We start from the raw sequence: 20,177 nt of genomic DNA, 5'->3' as shown, positions 1-20,177 counted from the left end.
CCTCCTTTCCGGTACAATAAAAAGTGGAGGGCAAAAGCAGTGCCGGCAAACCTTCCTCCCCAGTACTTTGAGGTAGAGGCGAAATACCGAGCAGCGAAAACCGTTGCAGAAAAACTCGAAGCCCTGGAGGAGATGCTTGCGGTCATTCCCAAACACAAGGGAACCGAAAAACTCCAGGCTGAGATCAAGCAGAAAATTGCCAAACTCCGGAAATCCCAGGCCCAGGAGAAGAAAAAGGGAGGCACGCATGACCCTTTCCTCATCGAAAAAAGCGGTGCAGCACAAATCATTGTCTGCGGGCCTCCAAACAGCGGGAAGTCCACCCTCGTTTCACTCCTCACCAATGCCCGTCCAGAAATCGCGGAATACCCCTTCACCACGTTCTCCCCTACCCCCGGCATGATGGACTATGAGGACATCCAGATTCAGCTTGTTGACTTTCCCCCTTTCAGTGGAGAGGAACTCGAGGGCAACATGGCCAGTGCCCTCCGGCGAAGTAGCGGCGCGGTGCTGCTCTTCGATGCCCAGGCTGAGAGTCTTCTTGAAGACGTTGAACACACGCTCAAGCTCTTGGAAAAGGGGAAAATCCTTGCCGGAACCCGGCCTCTACCCCTTCCTTCTCCTTCCTGGCACCACCTTCCGGCTTTTCTCCTCCTCACCAGGGTTGAAAATCCCGAAGCAGCAGAAAAGGTTGCGATTCTCCAGGAGTTTTACGAGGACCGCTTCGAGGTTCTCGGCGTTTCCTTAAAGGAGCTTGGTCCCTACGAGCAATCCGTGAAGGAAGCCATATTCCGCATAAGCGGCATCATCCGGGTATACAGCAAACCCCCTGGGAAACCTCCCGACCTCTCCCGGCCCTTCGTCCTCGGACAAGGGAGCACCGTCAGAGACCTTGCTGAAGCCATCCACAAAGACCTTGCGAAGCACCTCCGGGGAGCCCGGGTATGGGGGTCGACGAAGTTTCCGGGCCAGCTTGTTCCCCCTGACTACGTACTTCAGGACAGAGATGTCGTGGAAATCCGTGCCTCCTGAAGGAAACAGTGAGGGTCTTCCCCAAAGGGGTCTCCCAAAACCGCGTACGCCAGAGCCCGGCACCCCAGGCACCCCGCTACCGGGCACTGCTGGCATTTCCCCCGGAGGGATTCCCGGTTCCTTAGCTTCCCAAGGAAAGGATGCGTGGTAATCGCCGTAAGGTCCTCCTCAAGAAGGTTCCCAAGGGGGATAGGCAAGCGTCGGCAGGGGAAAACCGTGCCGTCGGGCATGAGGCAAAAGGATTCCCCGAGGCTACAGGGAGCTCCAAGGAGGCTCACACCTTCTGTAAACTCCACCCAGAAAGCCCGATATGGGAGAAGCGAAAAAGCGGCAATGTCAAAACCGCACAAAGCGCAGAGTTCTTCAAGAAACCACTGCCACTCTTCTTTCTGCAAAACGGCCGAAGCCATCTCCTTCCCCCTTCCCTCAGGGACGAACCGCTCAAAGATGATGCCAGAAAGCCCCAGATTCTGGGCAAGGCGCCATATTTTCGGAACTTCCCCGAGATTCCCCCGGTGCAGCGTCACCATGAGGACCACCCGGAAGGGACCTTCCACAAGGTGGGCCAGGGCCTGAAGCACTCGATGGAACACCCCCTTCCCCCGGATGGCATCGTTGACCCCTTCCGTTCCTTCAAGGGAGACCTTGATGGTGGTGAGCTTGGCAAAAGAAGAGAGCTTCGCAACCATTCTCCGGTCGATGAGGAGGGCATTGGTGATGAGCATGACCTCCAAAACCCTGGGATGGCGGTCAAGAAGGGCAAGAAGACGAAAGAGCTCCTCACCAAGAAGGAGAGGCTCTCCACCGGTGAGGTTGAGAACGGTCTGGCGGTCGAGCTCCTCAAGCCCCTGAAGGAGCCGCCCCACAAGGAGGGGGAGCTCTGGAAGGTTTTTGTCCTCAAAAGCCTCCTGGTAGCAGTGGCGGCACCGGAGATTGCAACGGTTCGTGAGGTGCCACTGGAAATCGAGGGAAACCCGACCCTCCACAGGGCTTCACGCTCCGTCACAGAGTACCTGAATCTTCAGGTGGTCTCTCACGGTGAGCATCTCTTCCAAAGCATCACCGAAACGCTCAAGAGGATACTGTGAGGAGATGAGGTCCTTGACTGAAACCGCTCCGCTTTCCAGAAGATTCAGGGCATACTGCATGGTCTTCTTCACCGCAAAGGACCCCACGATGCGCAGGTCTTTTTGGAATATCCGGTACGGCTCAACCCTCATTGTTGCTCCTTGTGGGGCAACCCCAAAAAGGAGAAAGGTTCCATCAGGCTCAACAAGTGTCAGAGCTTTTTCCATGACCTCTGGAACCCCCGTGGCATCGACCACCACCGGGAATCCCAGGGGGGCGATTTCCCGAAGGCGCTTTTCTTCTTTCCCATCGGCAAGAAGAGCTTCTCGGGCTCCCCGCTTCAGCGCAAGCGAAAGCTTAAACTCGCTCACGTCTACCACCACCACTTCCGCAGCCCCCGAAACCTGGAAAAGAGAAAGGAGAAGGAGTCCTATGGGGCCTGCCCCAAAAATGAGGACCTTCTCTCCAGGACGGATGCGGCTCCGCGATACCCCGTATACCGCACAGGCCAGAGGCTCTGCCAGAGCTCCTTCGGCAAAACTCACTCTCTCGGGGAGAGGAAAAACACACTTTTTGGGGACGACCACGTACTCGGCAAAGGCTCCGTTCCTTGTCACTCCCACGGCCTCGAAATTCAGGCAGTGGTTGTTCTTGTTGATTTTGCAGAAGTAGCAGTGGTCGCAAAAGATATTGGGGTCGGCAGTCACCCGCTCCCCTGGGGAGAACTCGGTCACTCCCTCCCCTACCGCGGCCACCTCTCCCGAGAACTCATGCCCTGCAATGATGGGGAAACGCTGGAAGTACTCCCCCCGGAAAATGTGGACGTCCGTTCCACAGATTCCCGCCACTTTCACCCGGATGAGAACTTCCTGTGGGCCAGGACGGGGGTCATCAATTTCAACGATTCGCCACCTCTCCTTCCCCTCAAAGACGCACGCACGCATCTTCCCCACCTCCTGTAACAAGCGATACTACCGGGAAAACTCCAAGAGGAATGAGCATGGCGAAAGACCCCAAAAGAGGTAGCACCGATGAGCGGAAGCCAAAAAAGACAGCTCCTAAAAATCCCACAGAAAGCCCTGAGAGCATGCTCGCCAGAGCTCCCCAGCGGTTCCCTCTCCTCCAGTACAGCCCGTAGAGGTATGGAGCAAGAAAACTCCCGGCCACGGTTCCCCAGGAAATCGACATGAGATTCACGATGAAGGAAATCTTGGAAAGGGCGAGAAAGAGAGAAAGGGCAACGAAAACGGCACAGAGCATCCGCATGAAAAGCAGGGATCTCGACCGGGTGGCCGGGGGGAGAAGGTCAATGACCACAGCTGAAGAGGAGACAAGGACAAGAGAGGAAAGGGTGGACATGGAGGCCGAGAAAACAAGGAGGAGGAAAATCAGGGCAAATGATGGGGGCATGACGGTAGCGATGAGGTGGGGCATAAGGAGATCCGGTTCAGCTTTTCCGTTCACCAGGGGTGGTTCTTGGAAGAAAAGATGGGTGAGGGAACCGGAGAAATAGGCAGCAAAAGTACAGATGAGAGCGAAAACAGTCACCACCACAGTGGCAGTGGTGACCATTTTCTCGCTCCGGATGGCATAGAACTTCTGCACCATCTGGGGCAAACCCCAGGGACCAAGACTCGTCAACACCACAAGGCCAAAAAGCGGCCAGAACCCCGGGGGTCCAACAGGACTCACAAGACGGGGATCCACCTGGGCGAGCCTTGTAACCACCTGTGACAGACCCCCGACCTCGGGTCGGGCAAGAAGATACCCCACAAGGAAGAGTGACCCAAAGAGCATGATCATCCCCTGGACGGCATCAGTGAGACTCACCGCGAGATACCCACCCATGAGGAGGTACACCCCCGTGAGTACAGCCATAAAAAGGAGGGCGTACTGGTAAGGAATACCCAGGACGGCATCGAAGAGATAGCTCAACCCCATGTACACCGAAGCCGAGTAGGGGACAAGGAAAAAAAAGATGATAAGAGCTGCCAGAACCTTCAGCAACTCACTCCCGTACCTTGCCTTCAAAAACTCCGGCATGGTCATAGCGTTGAGGTGTTCGGTGAGACGACGGGTCCTTCGGGCAAGGACGAGCCAGGCAAGGAGCGACCCCACAATGGTGTTCCCCACCACAATCCAGAGGCTTGAGAGGCCAAACCCCCAGCCAATGCGCCCGGCATACCCGATGAAAAGGACGGCGCTGAAGTACGTCGTCCCGTAGGCGAAGGCGGAAATCCAGGGACCGAGGTTCCGACCAGCCAGGAAGAAATCCCCAAGACTTTTGGTTCGCCGCGAAGCAAAGTACCCAAGACCAAGCATTCCCACCACATAGAGCACAAGGATAACGGTTTTCACTTGTCTTCTCCCCTTCCACCGGGTATCATGAATTCGTGGACCAGAGAGACATCCGCCACGTTTTTGCCATTCTACAGAAAGAGGCTGGGAACTGGCAAGATGCCACGGTGGGAAACATCACTAAAGACCCCTTTTTTGTTCTCGTTGGAGCCCTCCTGAGCCACCGGACTCAGGACAGAACAACCCACAGGGTCCTGCAGCGCCTTGCAACCTCCTTCACAAAACCCGAGGATTTCCTGCGCGTTCCCGAGGAGGACCTCGCCCGCCTCCTCTACCCTGTAGGATTTTACCGGGAAAAGGCGAAAAGGCTCCAGCAAATCGCCCGAATCCTCCTTGAGGAATACAGAGGCAAGGTCCCGGAAAGCGAAGAAGAACTCCTGCGGCTCCCTGGAGTGGGAAGGAAAACGGCCAACCTGGTCTTAAGCGTTGCCTTCGGAAAACCAGCAATCTGCGTTGATACCCATGTCCACCGCATCACGAACCGCTGGGGCCTTGTGGCCACGAAAACCCCCGAGGAAACAGAGAGAGAGCTCCAGAAGAGGCTTCCTCAGGACCTCTGGGGGAGAATCAACAAGCTCCTTGTCCTCTTCGGACAGAACGTCTGCCTCCCGAGAAGGCCCCGCTGCAGCAGGTGTCCCGTTGCGTCTTTCTGCAAGCGGCGGGGAGTCACGGACGCCCGGTGAGACTCAGAGGAATGACCTCCCCGGGCTGAAAGGGCGGAGGGAAAACGAAAACGCAAACTCCCCCGGGGCACGAAGCCGAAACCACCCGGACCTCATGGGGGAAATCCAGGGTAACAAGACACCGAATCGCTCCAAGCGGAGGAAGGTCCCCCATCCTCTTCCCATCCAGGAAGAAGGGCCCGCTGATTCGTTCATCCACAGACTGAAAGGTCACGTACCCCAGGCGGACCTCAACTCCAATCCCAACCCCGATGCGGCACCCTGAAAGAAGAAGGGCAAGAAGCATCAGGGCTATAAAAACGGCAACGGTTCTTCTCATCAGTCAATGGTCACAATCTTCCCTGAGTACTCGAGGTAGAAATCCCGGCTGTACACCCCACCCCAGGGATGGTACAGACGGGCAGTGTGCCACCTCCCCAGAGCAAGGCCCGAAACCGTACGACATTCATTGGGTCCGAGGTACCCAGCATAGTCCCCATCAACGTAGAGCTCACCGTAGATACCAGGATGCCCGGAACAGATGATTGCCGAGCCATAAGTGATGGGGACGACAATCTCCGCCGTGCAGCCGGCGACAAGCACCGCAAGAACAAGCATTCCGAAAACCCAGAGCTTTCGCATCTTTTCCCTCCTTTAGAGAGTTCCCCCTGAGAGTACCAGAAGCCTCCTTCTCTGTCAACGGCTCCGTTTTCCAACCTCTCCTGTTGACCTTTTCCAGAAACTCAGGTATAATTGAAGCAGCGTGCGCGGTTAACTCAGCGGAAGAGTGCCATCCTCACACGGTGGAAGTCGCTGGTTCGAATCCAGCACCGCGCACCATTTTTATTCCTGCCTCTTCCCTCTCTCAAGCCGCTCAATTTCCGCATCGATAAAGGCCCGGGCAGCCCGTAAAAGCTCAAGTCGCGCCCGGGAGAGGTGCTGCCGTGCTTCCTCGCTCAGGAAGGGGTCAAGGAACCTCCCCAGGGGACCGAAAAAGAACTCCTCAAAGATATCGCGGATGTTCTCCTTTCCGCGGTCCACAGGAATCATCCCCTCTTCACATGCCGCTCGATGAGGTTCTGGGCTTCCCTTTCTCCCCGCACCGCCTCGAAATCCACCACGAAAGCCCCAAGCCTCTCCATGTGGGCCATGAGGCGCTTCAGAGCCTTATCGGTTCCGAAAAGGGAGGGAAGGATGTAGGCAACGGACCGTTTCCCCTCCATGCCTGTGGCGCTATTCAGGAAGTTCACGACCTCCTGAGAGATGCGCCCCCCAAAGGCACTCACCACCTGGGCACCCACAAGGATGAGGTCAAAGGGACGAAAGTTGACCGGAGAGGTCATGTTCTCGACCTCAACAGATTTCACCGAACACCCTGCCCGCTCACAGAGTTCCATCATGTACCTCGTTAGGGCCACAAGCTTTTTATCCTTCACCGAATACACAAAGGCGATCCGCAAGAGGTTCCTCACCTCACTTCCCCTCTATCATACCACAGGAAAGCGACGCAGGACCACGACCACCCATGAGGAATCCTCAGCAATTTCCACATCCCGAAGATGTTGGCTGTGGGCTCCCTCAAGGAGAGGTATGAGGTCTTTCTCCGTAAAGCCTGAAAGGATAAGGTGCCCCCCTTCCCGGAGGCGCCCTGAAAGGTCCCTGAAATGGCGATGACAGAAAGACGCGCTGATATTCACCACAACGCAATCGAAGGTTCCCCGCACCAGGGCAAAGTCATCCACAAGGGTAACGTCCTCCCGGGGAATGCCGTTCAAAGCGGCGTTGCGCTCAAACTCGGCACAGGCCAGAGGGTCGCAGTCCACTGCAACGATGGGCCGGGCCCGCATCTTCCAGGCAAGAAAAGCAAGGACGCCGGACCCCGTCCCAACATCAAGGAAGGCCATACCCTCTCTGAGGTATTTCCGAATCATCCGAAGGCACAGCACGGTGGTGGGATGGTGCCCTGTGCCGAAGGCAAAGGCAGGGTAAATAACAAGGTCAAAGGGTGCTCCTGTTGCTTTCTCCCAGGGAGGCCGAACAGTGACATCCCCCGCAGCCCACACCGTGGTGAACCCTTCCCGCCATTTCCTCTCCCAGTCTTCTCCGGCTTCCTCCTCCTGGGTAAAGCTCTCCACAAGCGATTCCGGGGGAGGAGGAAAAGGGGAAAGCGCGTAGGCCACCAGGGTTCTATCGTCCACTTCCCACACACCCCGCGTACCGCTTTCGGCAAGCCAGAGCAGGAAGGCCTCCTTCTCCCGTACCCGGGCGGTGAGCTTAAACCACCCCGGCATGGTGTTCTCCCTCCCTCCGGGCAACCACAAGGAGTCCCGAGGCCACTCTTGAACCCACACCCAGCACTTCAAAATGGGCATCGTACCAGTGAGAGAGCTTCAGGAATTCCTCGTAGAGCTTCGGATTCCGGACGATGCGCCGAAGGGTTCTGGGAGAGACAAGCCGTGAAAGGGTCCCCGTCGCCACCACGCGCTGCACTCGAAAACCGGAGGATTCCACCTCATTCACGAGTTCCATGGGGAGAAAGGCGTGGAGGGGAGGGAAGAGCAAGCGGGAGAGCAGCGGAATCTTCTCCTCCATAGCCTGGAAAAAGGGAGGGTGGTCCCAATTTCCCTCCTCAAGGAACTTCCGGGAAAGAGCGAAGTCCTTCCGCCAGCGAGCCTCCACCTCGAGAGCCACGGGGAGCTGGCCAAGCCGATTCACCACGGAAACGATGAGCGTTCCCCTCGTCACCCGACAGAGCTCCCGTAAAGCCTGCTTCTCGGAAGGGTAGGCGTAGGAAACCGGGGCGTCGAGGGAGATGACAAGATCAAAGGCCTGATCTGTAAAAGCCGAAAGATCCTGAACTTTTCCCAAAACGAAGGTCATCCGCTGCTCAACCCCCTCGCGACGGGCAATCTTCCGCGCCTCTTCGAGCATGCGAGGGGAGAGGTCAAGATGCACCACCTGGCACCCTTCCCGGGCCAGGGCCACGGAGTACCGGCCGTAGCCTCCACCGGCATCAAGAACCCGAAGACCCGGTTCCACAAAAGGGGCAATCTCAAGCCACACGAGGTCTGTGTGAACCCTTTTGAACGGGTTTTTCTCTCGCCTCCGCTCTTTCCCCACATGGGCGTCCCAGAAAACGCGGTGGAGGTGTTCCCGTTCCATGCCCCTTCTAATCCACAGTTTTCTCCTCGATTTCCCGCTGCAGGCGTCCCAGGAAACTCTCAAGCTCCATGCTCCCGAGGTTACCTACTCGTCGCCGTCGCACGCTCACCGTACGGTGTTCCACCTCTCTATCACCCACAACGAGAATATAGGGGATTTTCCCAAGCTCAGCCTTCCGGATTTTCGCCCCCAGGGTGGCGTTCTCTTCATCACACTCGACCCGGATATCCCGCTGGGCGAGAAGATCGGCAATCTCCCGGGCATAGGGAACGTGCCGCTCCGCCACTGGAAGCACCGCAACCTGCACCGGAGAAAGCCACACCGGGAAAGCTCCAGCGAAGTGCTCAATGAGAATCCCCAGGAAGCGCTCAATGCTCCCAAGGATTGTGCGATGCAGCATCACCGGGCGGTGCCGCTCGCCATCCGCACCGATGTACACAAGGTCGAACTTCTCGGGCATGGCAAAATCAAGCTGGATCGTCCCGCACTGCCAGCGCCGCCCCAGGCAATCCCGAAGGTGAAAGTCAATCTTTGGCCCGTAGAACGCTCCCTCGCCCTCGTTCACCGTGTAGGGAATGCGAACCTCCTCAAGGGCCTCCCGCAAAGCACTCGTTGCCATCTCCCACATCTCGTCAGAGCCGATGGACTTTTCAGGACGGGTGCTCAACTCCACCTCGTACTCGAAACGGAAAAGACGGTAGAAGTACAGAGCAAGGTCGATGACGCCGATGATTTCCTGCTTCACCTGGTGGGGCTCCATGTAGATGTGGGCATCGTCCTGGGTGAACGCTCGAACCCGCATGAGGCCATGGAGCACTCCGGAGAGCTCGTGACGGTGAACGATGCCGAGTTCCGCCATCCGCAGAGGGAGCTCACGGTAGCTCCGCAGGCGACTCTGGAAAACAAGAATCCCCCCAGGGCAATTCATGGGCTTTATGGCAAACTCCCGGTCGTCAATTTTGGTGAAATACATGTTCTCCCGGTAGTGGTCCCAGTGTCCTGAGCGTTCCCAGAGGCTCCGCTCAAGGATAATGGGCGTGCGAATCTCCTGGTATCCGCGCTTTTGGTGTTCTTTCCGCCAGAGGTCTAAAAGGGTGTTGATAACCACCATCCCCCGGGGATGGAAGAAGGGGAATCCTGGACCCTCCTCGTGGAGGCTGAAAAGGTCAAGGTCTCGCCCGAGACGGCGGTGGTCCCGGCGTTTTGCTTCTTCCAGGCGCTCAAGGTACGCCTTGAGCTTTTCTTCGCTATCAAAGGAAATCCCGTAAATCCGCTGGAGCATGGGATTCCCCTCTTTCCCCCGCCAGTGGGCTCCTGAAACGCTCAAGAGCTTAAAAGCCTTGATGTAAGATGTTGTCGGCACATGGGGCCCCCGACAGAGATCGATGAACTCTCCCTGCTCGTAAATGCTCACCGTATCGTCCGCAATCTCTTCAAGAATCTCCAGCTTGTACTTCTCTCCCCGGGCGGCAAAAATCTCCCGGGCTTCGTCTTTGGGAACCTCGCGCCGGCGAAAGGGGATATCCTCCTCAATAATCCGCCGCATCTCTTCCTCAATCCGGGGGAGGTCCTCCTCAGAAAGGGTTCGGGGAAGGTCAAAGTCGTAGTAGAAACCCTCCTCGATGGCCGGACCAACCCCAAGCTTTGCCTCGGGAAAGAGCCTCTTCACCGCCTGGGCCATGATGTGGGAGGTACTGTGCCAGTAGATGGCTTTTCCCTCCCGATCCTCAAAGGAAACGTAGCGGGCGATTTTCTCCTTCCGGACTCCATCCCCAAGGTCCACAAGCCGACCATCCTCAGTCACTGCTGCCAGGGCGTTATGGGGTTTTTCCTCCATGGTTTTTGCCTCCTCAATAAAAGAAAAAGCGCCAATCCCCCAGGGTGGCGCTTTGGAGATTCCTGGTGGGCGACACTGGACTCGAACCAGTGGCCTCTTCCGCGTCAAGGAAGCGTTCTCCCTCTGAACTAGCCGCCCACACCATCTGCCTTTGGAGGCGGCACCCGGACTCGAACCGGGGAATGAAGGATTTGCAATCCTCTGCCTTAGCCGCTTGGCTATGCCGCCATTTGTATTCTGGAGCGGAAGACGGGATTTGAACCCGCGGCCTCCACCTTGGCAAGGTGATGCTCTACCCCTGAGCTACTTCCGCTCGCTTCTCGTATGGTGCCGAGACCCAGAGTCGAACTGGGGACGCAAGGATTTTCAGTCCTTCGCTCTACCACCTGAGCTATCTCGGCACCTTCTGGCGGGGTCGACGGGATTTGAACCCGCGATCTTCAACGTGACAGGCTGACGTGTTAGGCCAGGCTACACCACGACCCCGCACTGCACCATCAATTTTACCCACTTCCCCTGCTTTTGGCAAGTCCCCCCTCCTGGAGAGTACCAATTTTCTCTTCCCCGGCAATCGGGGAGAAAGCGTACTCCCCGAGGAGTTCCCCTGCCTTTTCCAGCTCCCGCTCCTCCCAGCCTCCCCAGGACACCCCCTCGAAGAGTTCTCCGAATCTCTCCACCATCCGTGCAATGAGAAACTCCCTGGAGAGGTCCCCGCGGATCTCGCAAAGCCCCAGGGCCCCTTCAAGGAGTTCCGTGTATACCTTTTCCTTCTCTCTGAAACACCGGGCAAAGTGCCAGCGGTCAAGGGTAAGGGGAATGGACCCCTCAAAGAGATTGCCCCGCCATCCTCGAGCCTGGGCAACCCCGGCAATTTTTCTCCCTGAGACCGTGATCTCGTGGGGAAGGGAGAGAGCAAAACACACCGGAGAGGCTAGAAAGGGTCGGGAGGAGACCACCTCATCTGGACGTATGCCAGCATCCTCAAACGAGGCGATGAGCACCCTCCGGACAAGTTCGTACAGAAAACGGTGAGAATAGTCCTTTTCGCCCCTGGGGAGGAAGAAACTGAAGGTAACCTCGTCCCCGTGGAGAATAGCCCGACCTCCTGTGGGCCGTCGCACTACGGTAAAACCCATTGCCTCAATGCAAGAAGCATCGAGATCCGCAACCCTCTGATGCCGCCCAAGGGAAAGCGTTGGCTGTGCCCAGAGAAAAAAACGAAGGGTCGGGACTTCCGCCACCTCAAGCAGCGCAGCATCCCTTGCCATGTTCTCAGGCCCCGAAAGGGGCGGGTCCTGAAGAACCCGCAGAATTCCCTGAAACCTCATCCTTCAGAGGAGCTTCCGGTACGCCGAGGCATCAAGGAGGGCACTCCACTCGCCTTCGTCCTCGTACTGGACGCGGCAAATCCACCCCTTCCCGTAGGGGTCCTGATTCAAAAGTTCCGGGTGCTCTCTGAGCGCGTCGTTCACCGCCACGATTTCCCCAGAAAGCGGGGCGTAGAGATTGGACACGGTTTTGATCGACTCCACGTCCCCGATGCGCTCGCCTTTTCTCACTTTCGCTCCCACTTTCGGGAGCTCCACGAACACCACATCGCCAAGCTCTCCCTGGGCGTAATCGGTGATGCCGCAGAGTGCCGTCCCGTTTTCCTTTCGCACCCAGAAGTGCTCGGGGGTGTAGAGAAGGTCCTCAGGAATGTGCATCAGCGAATCCCTCCCTCGACAAAATGGAGCGGGGCACCGAAAACAGCCTCCGCGGCTTCCATCACCGCTTCGGAGAGGGTCGGATGGGGATGGATGGCCGAAGCAACTTCATGAGGCGTTGCCTCAAGGCCCATGGCAAGAATTCCCTCCCCGATGAGGTTTGAGGCCGAGGGGCCGATGATGTGGACACCCAGGATTTCCCCACTCTTCTCGTCACTCACGATTTTCACAAAGCCCTCCACCTCACCTTCAATCAGGGCTTTGCCGTTGGCCCGGAAGGGAAAACGGCCACAGCGGACCCTGTACCCCTGGGCCTTCGCTTCATCTTCGGTGAGACCGACAGAGGCGATTTCAGGGAAACTGAAGATGCAATTTGGCACCACCCGGTAGTCGATGGTGGCATGTTCTCCGCAGATATTCTGCACCGCGACTTCTGCCTCTTTGTAGGCGACATGGGCAAGGAGGTGTTTCCCGTTGACGTCTCCTGGAGCGTACACCCAGGGAAGGGAGGTCCGGAGGGTCGCATCGGTCACCACCGCTTTCTGGTTCATTGCAATACCTATTGCTTCAAGCCCCAGGCCTTCTGTGGCCGGAACCCGGCCCACAGCAACGAGCACGTACTCTCCAGAGGCGGTTCGGGGTGTACCGTCCTCAAGGTAAACCACTTCGAGTTTCTCACCGGCTTTCCGGATTTCCTGAACCTTCGCGTTCACATGAACCTTCATCCCCTGCCGCTCCACAATCCGGGTGAGAAGATCCGTCACCTCCCGGTCCACCGGGGGGAGAATCTTGGGCATCATCTCAATCACTTCCACAAAAACCCCAAATCCCTGGAAGATGCACGCCATCTCCATCCCGATAACCCCACCGCCGACGACCACCATGCTCTTTGGGAGTTCCGGAAGGTCCAAGGCCTTCTCGCTGTCGATGACCCCGGGGAGGTCACTCCCTGGAACGGGAAGCTGTGCTGAGCGGGAACCCGGAGCAAGGAGGACGAAACGGGGCTGGAATTCCCGGATGACCTTCCCGTCCTGGTGCACCTGAACCGTCCGGTGACCGGCAAAAACGGCAAATCCCTGGACAACCTCGACCTTTGCTCTTTCAAGAAGCAACCGGACACCCCCCGTGAGCTGGCGCACAACCCGCTTTTTCCGTTCAAGGACCTTCGCCCAGTCAAGCCCCCGGTATTCCCCCAAAACCCCGAACTCCTGGGCCCGCCGCACGAGGTGGGCAACCTCCTGCGCCTTGAAGAGCGCCTTCGTCGGGATGCATCCCCGGTTGAGGCATGTCCCCCCAAGATCCCGGGCTTCCACAAGGACGGTTGTCAGTCCTTTTCGGGCACCACGAAGGGCACCGGCGTATCCTGCCGGTCCACCGCCGATAACAAGGAGGTCCACCGTTTCCATCCTGTCACCTCCACTGGGGGAAACTGTCCGGGTCCTGGAAGAAACGGTCGATGGCCCGGGCCGCCCTCTTCCCCGCCCCCATGGCGGAGATCACCGTCGCTGCTCCAGTGACGATATCCCCACCGGCGAAAACACCCCGCAGGTTCGTCGCCCCGGTCTCGGGATCCGCCACGATGTAGCCGCGCCTGTTGAGGGCAAGGCCCCTGATGGTTTCAAGGAGCAGAGGATTCGGTCCCTGACCAATGGCCACAACAACCGTATCCGCAGGGATGACGAACTCTGATCCTGGGATGGGCACCGGACGGCGCCTCCCCGATTCATCCGGTTCCCCGAGCTCCATCTGGATGCACTCCATCCCTGTCACCCAGCCGTTCTCGTTCCCGACGAAGCGAACGGGAGTCGTGAGGATGACGCAGTTCACGCCTTCCTCTTCCGCCCGCTCAATTTCCTCAATCCTTGCCGGCATCTCCTTTTTCGTCCGCCGGTACACCAGGCAGACCTCTTCTGCTCCGAGTCGCAACGCCGTACGGGCAGCATCCATGGCCACATTCCCTCCACCGATGACCGCAACCCTTCTTCCAACCTTGATGGGCGTATCGTACCTGGGGAAAAGGTAGGCCTTCATGAGGTTTGAGCGGGTGAGGAACTCGTTGGCCGAGTAGATGCCGTTTAAGTTCTCTCCGGGAATATTGAGGAAGTACGGGAGCCCGGCACCTGTTCCAATGAAGAACGCCTCGTACCCTGCATCACGGAGGTCCTCAAGGGTGAAGGTCTTTCCGACCACCATGTTCACCTGAATCTCCACCCCCAGGGACTTCACGTACTCCACTTCCTGGCGCACGATGGCCTTCGGAAGACGAAACTCAGGAATCCCGTACACCAGGACTCCCCCGGGGGCATGGAGGGCCTCGAAAATCGTCACCTGGTATCCCATTTTCGCCAGCTCTCCAGCACAGGTGAGCCCCGCAGGACCAGAACCAATCACCGCAACTTTTTTCGGAATAGGGCGAGGAAGCGGTGGCGTTGTGACACCCTTTTCCCGCTCGTAATCGGCCAGGAACCGCTCAAGGTATCCAATAGCGATGGGTTGCCCCTTCTTCCCCAGAACGCACTCTTTCTCACACTGGTCTTCCTGAGGACACACCCGCCCGCAGATGGCAGGGAGGCTATTCTTCTCTTTGATTTTGGCGATGGCCTCGTCAAAACGCCCCTCCCCCAGGAGCTTGATGAATCCCGGGATGTCAATCTCCACTGGACACCCTTTGACGCAGGACGGCTTCTTGCACTGGAGGCATCGCCGCGCCTCTTCTACGGCAACGTCTTCGGGAAGTCCGAGGGGCACCTCGAAGAAGTCCCGAATCCGTTCCTTCACCGGACGCTGCGGCATCTTCGGTCGGCCAAAGAGGCGATCAGAAGCCATGGGAAACTTCCTCCTTTGCTTTCTCCACAAGCCAGAGGTCGAGGGCCCGTCGCTCCTCTTCAAGGTACGTCCTCTGGCGGGCCAGAAGCTCGTCGAAGTCCACCTTCCAGCCATCGAAGACCGGTCCGTCCACGCAGGTGAAGCGGCACTTCCCGTCCACCGTCACCCGGCAACACCCGCACATCCCCGTGCCATCGACCATGATGGGGTTGAGGCTCACAAGGGTCGGCACCCCATATTCTTTTGTGAGCAGGCTCACCATCTTCATCATCATGACCGGTCCCACTGCCACCACAAGGTCCACTTTTTCTGACTTCAAGACCCGCTCAAGCACATGGGTGACAAAGCCCTTTTCCCCGTAGGTTCCATCATCGGTCGTCACGTAGAGCACATCGCTCACCGAGCGCATCTTGTCTTCCCAGAAAAGGAGGCTCGCCGTCCGGGCGCCAATGATTGAGGTGACTCTATTCCCACAGGCCTTCAGGGCCTTCGCCTTGGGGTAGGTCGGAGCAATACCCACCCCTCCACCCACACACACCACGTGGCCGAAATATCTCTCCTCAATCTCCCGCCCCAGGGGTCCCACAAAGTCCAGGATGTCGTCACCCTCCTCGAGCTCTCCAAGCATCATGGTCGTCTTCCCCACTTCCTGGAAGATGATGGTCACCGTTCCGAGAGCAGGATCGTAATCGGCAATGGTGAGGGGGATGCGCTCTCCCTCTTCGTTGACCCGGAGAATCACGAACTGCCCGGGCTTTGCTTTTTTTGCCACCCAGGGCGCCTCAACCACCATGAGTTTGATCTGTGGGGTCAGCACTTCCTTCTTGAGAATCCTCGCCACGTCCATCCTCCTCCGAAAACTGATAGCTCTTTTCCCAAAAGAGCCACTCGTAGTGTGTCGCTCGGGAAAAAACCGCAAAGACTTCCTCCTTCTGCCAGGACGCCGCCCGGGAGGCTTCCTCTTCAAGGAAAGCGAGGAAACCCTCCACGAGACTCCCGTACGCCTCCCCGGCATAGCTCTCAATGAAGGCCCGGTAAATAAAGGGCGTGTGGTCAGAGAGCTTTCCAGCATACCGGAGCCCGATATCCCGGTAGCTCACAAAGCAGGGGGCAAGGGCCACAAGGATCGCAAAAGGGCCAGAGGTGAGCGCCGTACGGAGGAGAAAATCACCGTACTGCAGGGTCACATCGCCCGGAGGAAAGGGGGTGAACCCTTCTTCTTTTTCGAGAAGCTCGTGGAGGGCGATTTCCCCCTGGACCGTTTCGTGAAGGAGCCGCACGGCAAAACGGCGAAGGTCCCGGGTGCTGGCTTTCGCCACAAGGATTCCAAGAGTCGCCAGCATGTCCTCGAGATAGTGGTCATCCTGGCTCAGGTAGTGGAAGAACTTCTCCCGGGGCAGGGTGCCACAGGCAAGCTCCACAAGGAACGGATGCTCAAGAATCTCCTGCCACTTTCGCTCCACGCTTTTTCGAAGTTCCTCGAAAAACCCCTGCACGGTCCTGGCTCCTTCCTGGGGGATTATACCATAATACCGGAATTTGCCAACTCCTGGCAATGGACACCACCTCGTTGTCGAAGGATGAGAAAACGAAGCTCAGGTTCCTCATTGAGCAGGGCTGCGAGGAAATCCAGGGGTACTACTACTACCGGCCCATGCCCCCTGAAGAACTCGAGGCCATCCTTCTTGCTCGTTCCAGGAAAGCATGAGGAAAACGTTGCAAGGAACGCCCGATCACCCAGCCAGCTACCACGAACTGGCCGCAACCTGTGAGCAGGACCCGTACCGTTTTTTGTCGCGGTGGAGCTTCAAAACACCGGTAGGAAAGAAGCGACCGGCAACGGGCACTGCACCTCAAAAGACGTGCACATTGATGACCCCAAGAACGACAGAAATACTCTGTGCTGAGGAACGCTCCTGGCGCCTTTCTGGCCAGGACCTTCCCAGACTTCAAGAGCGGTAGCTCAGCACCCTGAAGGTGGGTGCTCAAGAGCCCCTCCCCACGACCCTCCAGGCCCCTTCCGATTCGGTCACGAACGTGGCCTTGCGTCCCTTTCCTCCTGCCCTCCCCATGGTGTTTCTGGAAGGCACAGGTGGCGCCGACTTGAGGTGGCATCAAGTTCTCGGGAGTAAGAAGCATTCCAATGGCTTCGTTCCTGTCGAATCCACACTGCACTCCCAGGACGCCCTGCAAGATTTGCGGCTTTTCTTACGGATTCCCAAAGGGCAGGGATTTCACAGAACCTGGTTGCGTTACCTTTGCGGACTTCTCGTCCACGTCGTCGAGATTGCAGGCATGAGATTCCAGGATTTCCATGGCCTCCTTGAGGCCAATTTCCCGGGGATAGACCTCCTTACAGAGTTTGCCGTCGATGAGCTCGATAATCCGGTCGGCCTTCAGCGCCACATCCCGGTTGTGGGTCACCATAATCATCGTGGTGTTCGATTGTCGCCGAATTTCATCCAGAAGTTCCAGCACCTGCTCCCCGGTTTTCGTATCAAGGGCCCCGGTGGGCTCATCGGCGAGGATGAGCTGGGGGTCGTTGAGGAGGGCCCGGGCAATGGCCACACGTTGCTGCTGACCTCCAGAAAGCAGGGTGATGCGCTTCCTTGCGGCGTCTTTCAGGCCCACCCGCTCCAGAAGGTACATGGCTTTCTCTGTGACCTCTTTGCCGGGTTTTCCGGAACCAATCCAGTAGGGGATGAGGACGTTTTCTAAGGCGTTGAACTCTGGAAGAAGGTAGTGGAACTGGAAGATGAACCCCAGGAACCTGTTCCGAAAGCTTGCCAGCGCCTCGTCAGAGAGCTTTCCAAGGTCCTGCCCTTCGATGAGCACGTGACCGCTTGTTGGGCGGTCGAGGGCTCCAATGATATTGAGGAGTGTCGTTTTTCCTGACCCCGATGGCCCGATGAGCGCCAGAAACTGCCCCCGGGGAACGGTCATGGTGATGTCAAAAAGGACCTGGTACTTCACCGCTACTCCATAGACCTTATTGACCTTCTGCAGCGCAACGAGCACCGGCTCATCCATTGCGAATCACCTCGATAGGAACGAGTTTCCTGGCCTGCCGGGCCGGAGAGACAGCCGCAAGGAGACTTGCCACGGTGGAAATCACGACAATGGCCAGAAGTGTCGCAGGTTGCACGGTAATGGAGAAGGAAATGGCACCACCGCTGGATCTTGCTGCCTGCTGGAAAAGGCGAATGAGGAAAAACCCAACAAGAGCTCCCGAGAGCGAACCAAAAGACCCCAGGATAGCTCCCTGGGCGAAGAACACGAGGCTCACCCCGGTATCGGTCGTGCCCATGGCTTTGAGGATACCGATTTCCCGGATACGCTGGGTGACCGAGACCACAAGGACACTGGCAATCCCCAGGGTCACCGCAAGGAGCACGAAGAACTGAATGAGGTAAGAAGAAAAGCTCTGGCTTCGTAGAGCACTGAGGAGCTGCTGGTTTCGGGTTTGCCAGGTTTCAATGGGGTATTCGGGGAAAACCTTTCTGAGCTCTTCGGCGATGCGCTCGGACTGGAACACCTGGTCAATCTGGATTTCTATGGCCGATATGGCGCCTTCCAGGTCAAGGAGCGTCTGGGCCGGGGTGAGGTCCAGGAAGATCCAGGAGGCGTTGATGGCTTTACTCCTCAGGTCAAAAACGCCGTTTACGGTGAACGTTCCGGTTCTCCCCGAAGGAGTGGTGATCGTGATGCTGTCCCCTACCTCAAGCTGCAAATCTTCAGCAAGGACCTTCCCTACAAGAACCCCGCTACCGCCGGTCTGGGGGATTCCCCGAATCGTGCGTTCCCGAAGCTCATAAATGCGGTCTGCTCTTTCGAGGACAATTCCTTTAAGGAGCACGCTTTTTGTCAGCTCGCCTCTACGGACCACCCCGGGACCTTCAACAAGAGGAGAAACAGCCCGAAGGTCAGGGCGAGCAAGGAGTCGCCTTTCAATACGCTGCCAGGAGAGAATCTTCGCCTCCTCTTTCACCGGGCCGGCCAGACGGTCAGCAACCAGATTCCCCGAAGAACGGAGAAACGAAGTCGGTGTCCGATTTTCCGGGACGATGAGGATGTGGGGAGCATCGCCGACGGTCTGGTCAATGAGATTGGCCTGAAGCCCGGCTATCAGGGAAGAGAGGAAAAGCTGGATGGCCACCCCCACGGTGATGCCGAGGATGATGAGAAAGGTCTGAGAACGGGAGGTTACCAAAAAACGCCAGGCCATAAGGAGGGCAAAGCGCAACATATCACTCGGTGCTCCTTTCGCCAGGAACCACACGCTTCCCCTCTCGAAGACCCTTCGGGGAAAGGAGAACGGTTCCGGAGGGAAGATCGGTGGTCTGTATCCACTCTTCAAAAGGCGTGAAATGCAAGAGGCGCACAGGATACGCCTTTCCCTCTTTTTCAACCCACACGGTGTCCTTATCTGCAAGGTACCGCTTCGGGAAGGCCAGGACTCCTTCTTCTTCCCGGAGGATGATTTCCACGTTGACCGCCGCGTTCGGTTTTACGCCGGTGAGGGGTGCGTCAAAGAGCAGAGTGACTTCCACCGTACCCTGGGCGGTATCGATGGCCGGGGCAATCCCGGTAATGGAAGCGACGAGAACTTCTCCCTGAGGGTCAGCCTGTTCCCGCACCAGGGCTTTCATACCCGGTCGGATTTTCCTGTACTGCCGCTCATCGACGCGGATCACCACCTGGAAGGGGTTCTCCCCCAGCACCACGACGGTCTCTCCCGCCTGAACGAATTCCCCGGGGTTTTTCGGAAAGTCAACGATAACTCCATTGGCGGGGGCATAGAGCAGGCGCCTCCGGGCATCGATTTCAGCCTGAAGAAGCTCAAGCCGGGCCCTCTCGACCTGTGCCTTAGCCTCGAGAAAAACGGGGCCGTCTTCCTGAACACCCATGAGGTTCAGCCGGGTGGTACGCTCCAAAGACAGGGCGGTCTCCCAGTCCCTTTCGGCCTTTTTCAGTTCCTCTTCCGGGATACTCCCCTGGCGAAAGAGGAACTGGGCCTTCCGGTACTGCTCAAGCGCCGCCTGGAGGTTGATGGTTGCCCGGCGGTGTTCTTCTTCGGCCAGTTTCCGCTGGTACGCCTCGATCCGTCTAAGGTTGATCTCCGAGAGGGCCAGTTCCGTTCGGGCGAGCTCCAGACGGTTCTGCTCCAGGGAATCCTCAAGGGCGGCAAGGAGTTCTCCTCTCTGGACCCTTTCTCCTTCCTGGATAGGTGCTTGCTGCAGGATTCCCGACACCGGGAAGGACAGGACGAGTTCCCGGGAGAACTCGATACGACCGGCAGCCACCAGGGTTTCAAAGAGGTTCCGGGGTTCAAGCACAAAGTACTCCGTTTTCTGCGGGGCGAAATTGCGGTACAGGAGGAAAGCACCGAAAAGGACAACGGGGACAAAAAATTGCCAGAGTCTTCTTTTCATTACTCAACCTCTCCGTGTGTTCTGGAAACGGTAGTTTTGGTCTTGTAACAGCAATACAGGCGCCTTCATTTCCCGGTATAAAGGAACACCGCTA

22 protein-coding genes and 6 tRNA genes are annotated in these 20,177 nt (G+C 57.6%); 4 read left to right on the top strand and 24 right to left on the bottom strand.

Going from position 1 to position 20,177, the window contains the following annotated elements:
• Nucleotides 1–39: 39 nt before the first annotated feature.
• Nucleotides 40–1,032, top strand: a complete 993-nt coding sequence (locus tag ACPT9Q_RS09120; protein WP_017873146.1) for a TGS domain-containing protein — start codon at nucleotides 40–42, stop codon at nucleotides 1,030–1,032.
• Here ACPT9Q_RS09120 and ACPT9Q_RS09115 read toward each other — a convergent pair.
• The 3 genes from ACPT9Q_RS09115 to ACPT9Q_RS09105 are packed head-to-tail and all read right to left on the bottom strand — an operon-like array spanning nucleotide 996 to nucleotide 4,458.
• Nucleotides 996–2,018, bottom strand: coding sequence for a radical SAM protein (locus ACPT9Q_RS09115; protein WP_427365628.1), 1,023 nt, complete (start codon nucleotides 2,016–2,018; stop codon nucleotides 996–998). The genes ACPT9Q_RS09120 and ACPT9Q_RS09115 overlap by 37 nt on opposite strands.
• Before the next feature lie 6 nt (nucleotides 2,019–2,024).
• Nucleotides 2,025–3,044: an alcohol dehydrogenase catalytic domain-containing protein gene (locus ACPT9Q_RS09110; RefSeq protein WP_017873144.1), complete on the bottom strand. Its 1,020-nt coding sequence runs from the start codon at nucleotides 3,042–3,044 to the stop codon at nucleotides 2,025–2,027.
• Entirely contained in the window at nucleotides 3,025–4,458 is a 1,434-nt protein-coding gene (locus ACPT9Q_RS09105; protein ID WP_017873143.1) for a sodium:solute symporter family transporter, read from the bottom strand. Before ACPT9Q_RS09105 ends, ACPT9Q_RS09110 begins: the two co-directional genes overlap by 20 nt.
• 35 nt (nucleotides 4,459–4,493) lie before the next feature.
• Here ACPT9Q_RS09105 and ACPT9Q_RS09100 point away from each other — a divergent pair, with 35 nt between their 5' ends.
• Nucleotides 4,494–5,141: an endonuclease III domain-containing protein gene (locus tag ACPT9Q_RS09100; RefSeq protein ID WP_427365627.1), complete on the top strand. Its 648-nt coding sequence runs from the start codon at nucleotides 4,494–4,496 to the stop codon at nucleotides 5,139–5,141.
• On the opposite strand, the gene ACPT9Q_RS09095 is transcribed toward ACPT9Q_RS09100, so the two are convergent.
• Nucleotides 5,125–5,460 carry a hypothetical protein gene (locus ACPT9Q_RS09095; RefSeq protein WP_017873141.1) on the bottom strand — a complete coding sequence of 112 codons (336 nt, stop codon included), beginning with the start codon at nucleotides 5,458–5,460 and terminating at the stop codon, nucleotides 5,125–5,127. The two genes, ACPT9Q_RS09100 and ACPT9Q_RS09095, sit on opposite strands and share 17 nt — an antisense overlap.
• Entirely contained in the window at nucleotides 5,460–5,762 is a 303-nt protein-coding gene (locus ACPT9Q_RS09090; RefSeq protein WP_017873140.1) for a hypothetical protein, read from the bottom strand. The genes ACPT9Q_RS09095 and ACPT9Q_RS09090 overlap by 1 nt, the downstream gene beginning before the upstream one ends.
• A gap of 123 nt (nucleotides 5,763–5,885) precedes the next feature.
• On the opposite strand from ACPT9Q_RS09090, the gene ACPT9Q_RS09085 reads away from it, so the two are divergent.
• Nucleotides 5,886–5,960 (top strand) — tRNA-Val (locus ACPT9Q_RS09085).
• Nucleotides 5,961–5,963: 3 nt separating this feature from the next.
• Here the strand turns inward: ACPT9Q_RS09085 and ACPT9Q_RS09080 are convergent.
• The 16 genes from ACPT9Q_RS09080 to ACPT9Q_RS09005 form a co-directional block, all read right to left on the bottom strand.
• Nucleotides 5,964–6,170, bottom strand: coding sequence for a hypothetical protein (locus ACPT9Q_RS09080; protein WP_017873139.1), 207 nt, complete (start codon nucleotides 6,168–6,170; stop codon nucleotides 5,964–5,966).
• A complete protein-coding gene (locus ACPT9Q_RS09075; RefSeq protein WP_017873138.1) occupies nucleotides 6,167–6,592 on the bottom strand; it encodes a hypothetical protein in 426 nt (141 codons plus the stop codon). Before ACPT9Q_RS09075 ends, ACPT9Q_RS09080 begins: the two co-directional genes overlap by 4 nt.
• A 15-nt stretch (nucleotides 6,593–6,607) precedes the next feature.
• Entirely contained in the window at nucleotides 6,608–7,411 is an 804-nt protein-coding gene (locus ACPT9Q_RS09070) for a 50S ribosomal protein L11 methyltransferase (RefSeq protein WP_427365626.1), read from the bottom strand.
• On the bottom strand, nucleotides 7,395–8,282 hold the full coding sequence (locus ACPT9Q_RS09065) for a class I SAM-dependent methyltransferase (protein WP_427365625.1): 888 nt from the start codon (nucleotides 8,280–8,282) through the stop codon (nucleotides 7,395–7,397). Before ACPT9Q_RS09065 ends, ACPT9Q_RS09070 begins: the two co-directional genes overlap by 17 nt.
• 7 nt (nucleotides 8,283–8,289) lie before the next feature.
• Nucleotides 8,290–10,119, bottom strand: coding sequence for a threonine--tRNA ligase (gene thrS, locus ACPT9Q_RS09060; RefSeq protein WP_427365624.1), 1,830 nt, complete (start codon nucleotides 10,117–10,119; stop codon nucleotides 8,290–8,292).
• 63 nt (nucleotides 10,120–10,182) lie between these two features.
• A tRNA-Val gene (locus tag ACPT9Q_RS09055) sits at nucleotides 10,183–10,257 on the bottom strand.
• A 14-nt stretch (nucleotides 10,258–10,271) separates the two neighbouring features.
• A tRNA-Cys gene (locus ACPT9Q_RS09050) sits at nucleotides 10,272–10,347 on the bottom strand.
• Between the two features lie 10 nt (nucleotides 10,348–10,357).
• Nucleotides 10,358–10,432, bottom strand: a tRNA-Gly gene (locus ACPT9Q_RS09045).
• A 12-nt stretch (nucleotides 10,433–10,444) separates the two neighbouring features.
• Nucleotides 10,445–10,520 (bottom strand) — tRNA-Phe (locus ACPT9Q_RS09040).
• A gap of 6 nt (nucleotides 10,521–10,526) precedes the next feature.
• Nucleotides 10,527–10,605 (bottom strand) — tRNA-Asp (locus ACPT9Q_RS09035).
• Between the two features lie 17 nt (nucleotides 10,606–10,622).
• Nucleotides 10,623–11,447, bottom strand: coding sequence for a lipoate--protein ligase family protein (locus tag ACPT9Q_RS09030; protein ID WP_427365622.1), 825 nt, complete (start codon nucleotides 11,445–11,447; stop codon nucleotides 10,623–10,625).
• Between the two features lie 3 nt (nucleotides 11,448–11,450).
• Nucleotides 11,451–11,825, bottom strand: a complete 375-nt coding sequence (gene gcvH / locus ACPT9Q_RS09025; protein WP_427365621.1) for a glycine cleavage system protein GcvH — start codon at nucleotides 11,823–11,825, stop codon at nucleotides 11,451–11,453.
• Nucleotides 11,825–13,231, bottom strand: coding sequence for a dihydrolipoyl dehydrogenase (lpdA, locus tag ACPT9Q_RS09020; RefSeq protein WP_427365620.1), 1,407 nt, complete (start codon nucleotides 13,229–13,231; stop codon nucleotides 11,825–11,827). The genes gcvH and lpdA overlap by 1 nt, the downstream gene beginning before the upstream one ends.
• Before the next feature lie 4 nt (nucleotides 13,232–13,235).
• On the bottom strand, nucleotides 13,236–14,651 hold the full coding sequence (gltA, locus tag ACPT9Q_RS09015) for an NADPH-dependent glutamate synthase (protein WP_427365619.1): 1,416 nt from the start codon (nucleotides 14,649–14,651) through the stop codon (nucleotides 13,236–13,238).
• Nucleotides 14,641–15,492: a sulfide/dihydroorotate dehydrogenase-like FAD/NAD-binding protein gene (locus ACPT9Q_RS09010; protein ID WP_026137422.1), complete on the bottom strand. Its 852-nt coding sequence runs from the start codon at nucleotides 15,490–15,492 to the stop codon at nucleotides 14,641–14,643. Before ACPT9Q_RS09010 ends, gltA begins: the two co-directional genes overlap by 11 nt.
• Nucleotides 15,434–16,207: a TenA family protein gene (locus ACPT9Q_RS09005; protein ID WP_427365618.1), complete on the bottom strand. Its 774-nt coding sequence runs from the start codon at nucleotides 16,205–16,207 to the stop codon at nucleotides 15,434–15,436. The genes ACPT9Q_RS09010 and ACPT9Q_RS09005 overlap by 59 nt, the downstream gene beginning before the upstream one ends.
• A gap of 14 nt (nucleotides 16,208–16,221) precedes the next feature.
• Here ACPT9Q_RS09005 and ACPT9Q_RS09000 point away from each other — a divergent pair, with 14 nt between their 5' ends.
• Nucleotides 16,222–16,359, top strand: a complete 138-nt coding sequence (locus ACPT9Q_RS09000; RefSeq protein ID WP_017873833.1) for a hypothetical protein — start codon at nucleotides 16,222–16,224, stop codon at nucleotides 16,357–16,359.
• 500 nt (nucleotides 16,360–16,859) lie between these two features.
• Here the strand turns inward: ACPT9Q_RS09000 and ACPT9Q_RS08995 are convergent, their stop codons facing one another.
• Genes ACPT9Q_RS08995 through ACPT9Q_RS08985 form a run of 3 tightly spaced genes read right to left on the bottom strand, consistent with a single transcriptional unit; the run spans nucleotide 16,860 to nucleotide 20,083 of the window.
• On the bottom strand, nucleotides 16,860–17,681 hold the full coding sequence (locus ACPT9Q_RS08995; RefSeq protein WP_427365617.1) for an ABC transporter ATP-binding protein: 822 nt from the start codon (nucleotides 17,679–17,681) through the stop codon (nucleotides 16,860–16,862).
• Nucleotides 17,674–18,897: an ABC transporter permease gene (locus ACPT9Q_RS08990; protein ID WP_427365616.1), complete on the bottom strand. Its 1,224-nt coding sequence runs from the start codon at nucleotides 18,895–18,897 to the stop codon at nucleotides 17,674–17,676. Before ACPT9Q_RS08990 ends, ACPT9Q_RS08995 begins: the two co-directional genes overlap by 8 nt.
• A 1-nt stretch (nucleotide 18,898) precedes the next feature.
• A complete protein-coding gene (locus ACPT9Q_RS08985) occupies nucleotides 18,899–20,083 on the bottom strand; it encodes an efflux RND transporter periplasmic adaptor subunit (protein WP_427365615.1) in 1,185 nt (394 codons plus the stop codon).
• Nucleotides 20,084–20,177: the final 94 nt, after the last annotated feature.

Origin of the sequence: Candidatus Caldatribacterium saccharofermentans, assembly GCF_050267035.1 — a bacterium.
In the GTDB taxonomy this organism is placed as follows: domain Bacteria; phylum Atribacterota; class Atribacteria; order Atribacterales; family Caldatribacteriaceae; genus Caldatribacterium; species Caldatribacterium saccharofermentans.
Note: the sequence above shows the minus strand (reverse complement) of the source record. Positions and strands in the feature narration are given on the sequence as shown.

What these genes read in the sequence shown, in the direction of transcription:
- thrS (WP_427365624.1), bottom strand. Translation starts at nt 10,119, where the DNA reads ATGGAGGAAAAACCCCATAACGCCCTGGCAGCAGTGACTGAGGATGGT.
- lpdA (WP_427365620.1), bottom strand. Translation starts at nt 13,231, where the DNA reads ATGGAAACGGTGGACCTCCTTGTTATCGGCGGTGGACCGGCAGGATAC.
- ACPT9Q_RS09065 (WP_427365625.1), bottom strand. Translation starts at nt 8,282, where the DNA reads ATGGAACGGGAACACCTCCACCGCGTTTTCTGGGACGCCCATGTGGGG.
- ACPT9Q_RS09070 (WP_427365626.1), bottom strand. Translation starts at nt 7,411, where the DNA reads ATGCCGGGGTGGTTTAAGCTCACCGCCCGGGTACGGGAGAAGGAGGCC.
- ACPT9Q_RS09030 (WP_427365622.1), bottom strand. Translation starts at nt 11,447, where the DNA reads ATGAGGTTTCAGGGAATTCTGCGGGTTCTTCAGGACCCGCCCCTTTCG.
- gcvH (WP_427365621.1), bottom strand. Translation starts at nt 11,825, where the DNA reads ATGCACATTCCTGAGGACCTTCTCTACACCCCCGAGCACTTCTGGGTG.
- ACPT9Q_RS08990 (WP_427365616.1), bottom strand. Translation starts at nt 18,897, where the DNA reads ATGTTGCGCTTTGCCCTCCTTATGGCCTGGCGTTTTTTGGTAACCTCC.
- gltA (WP_427365619.1), bottom strand. Translation starts at nt 14,651, where the DNA reads ATGGCTTCTGATCGCCTCTTTGGCCGACCGAAGATGCCGCAGCGTCCG.
- ACPT9Q_RS09080 (WP_017873139.1), bottom strand. Translation starts at nt 6,170, where the DNA reads ATGATTCCTGTGGACCGCGGAAAGGAGAACATCCGCGATATCTTTGAG.
- ACPT9Q_RS08985 (WP_427365615.1), bottom strand. Translation starts at nt 20,083, where the DNA reads ATGAAAAGAAGACTCTGGCAATTTTTTGTCCCCGTTGTCCTTTTCGGT.
- ACPT9Q_RS09110 (WP_017873144.1), bottom strand. Translation starts at nt 3,044, where the DNA reads ATGCGTGCGTGCGTCTTTGAGGGGAAGGAGAGGTGGCGAATCGTTGAA.
- ACPT9Q_RS08995 (WP_427365617.1), bottom strand. Translation starts at nt 17,681, where the DNA reads ATGGATGAGCCGGTGCTCGTTGCGCTGCAGAAGGTCAATAAGGTCTAT.
- ACPT9Q_RS09090 (WP_017873140.1), bottom strand. Translation starts at nt 5,762, where the DNA reads ATGCGAAAGCTCTGGGTTTTCGGAATGCTTGTTCTTGCGGTGCTTGTC.
- ACPT9Q_RS09095 (WP_017873141.1), bottom strand. Translation starts at nt 5,460, where the DNA reads ATGAGAAGAACCGTTGCCGTTTTTATAGCCCTGATGCTTCTTGCCCTT.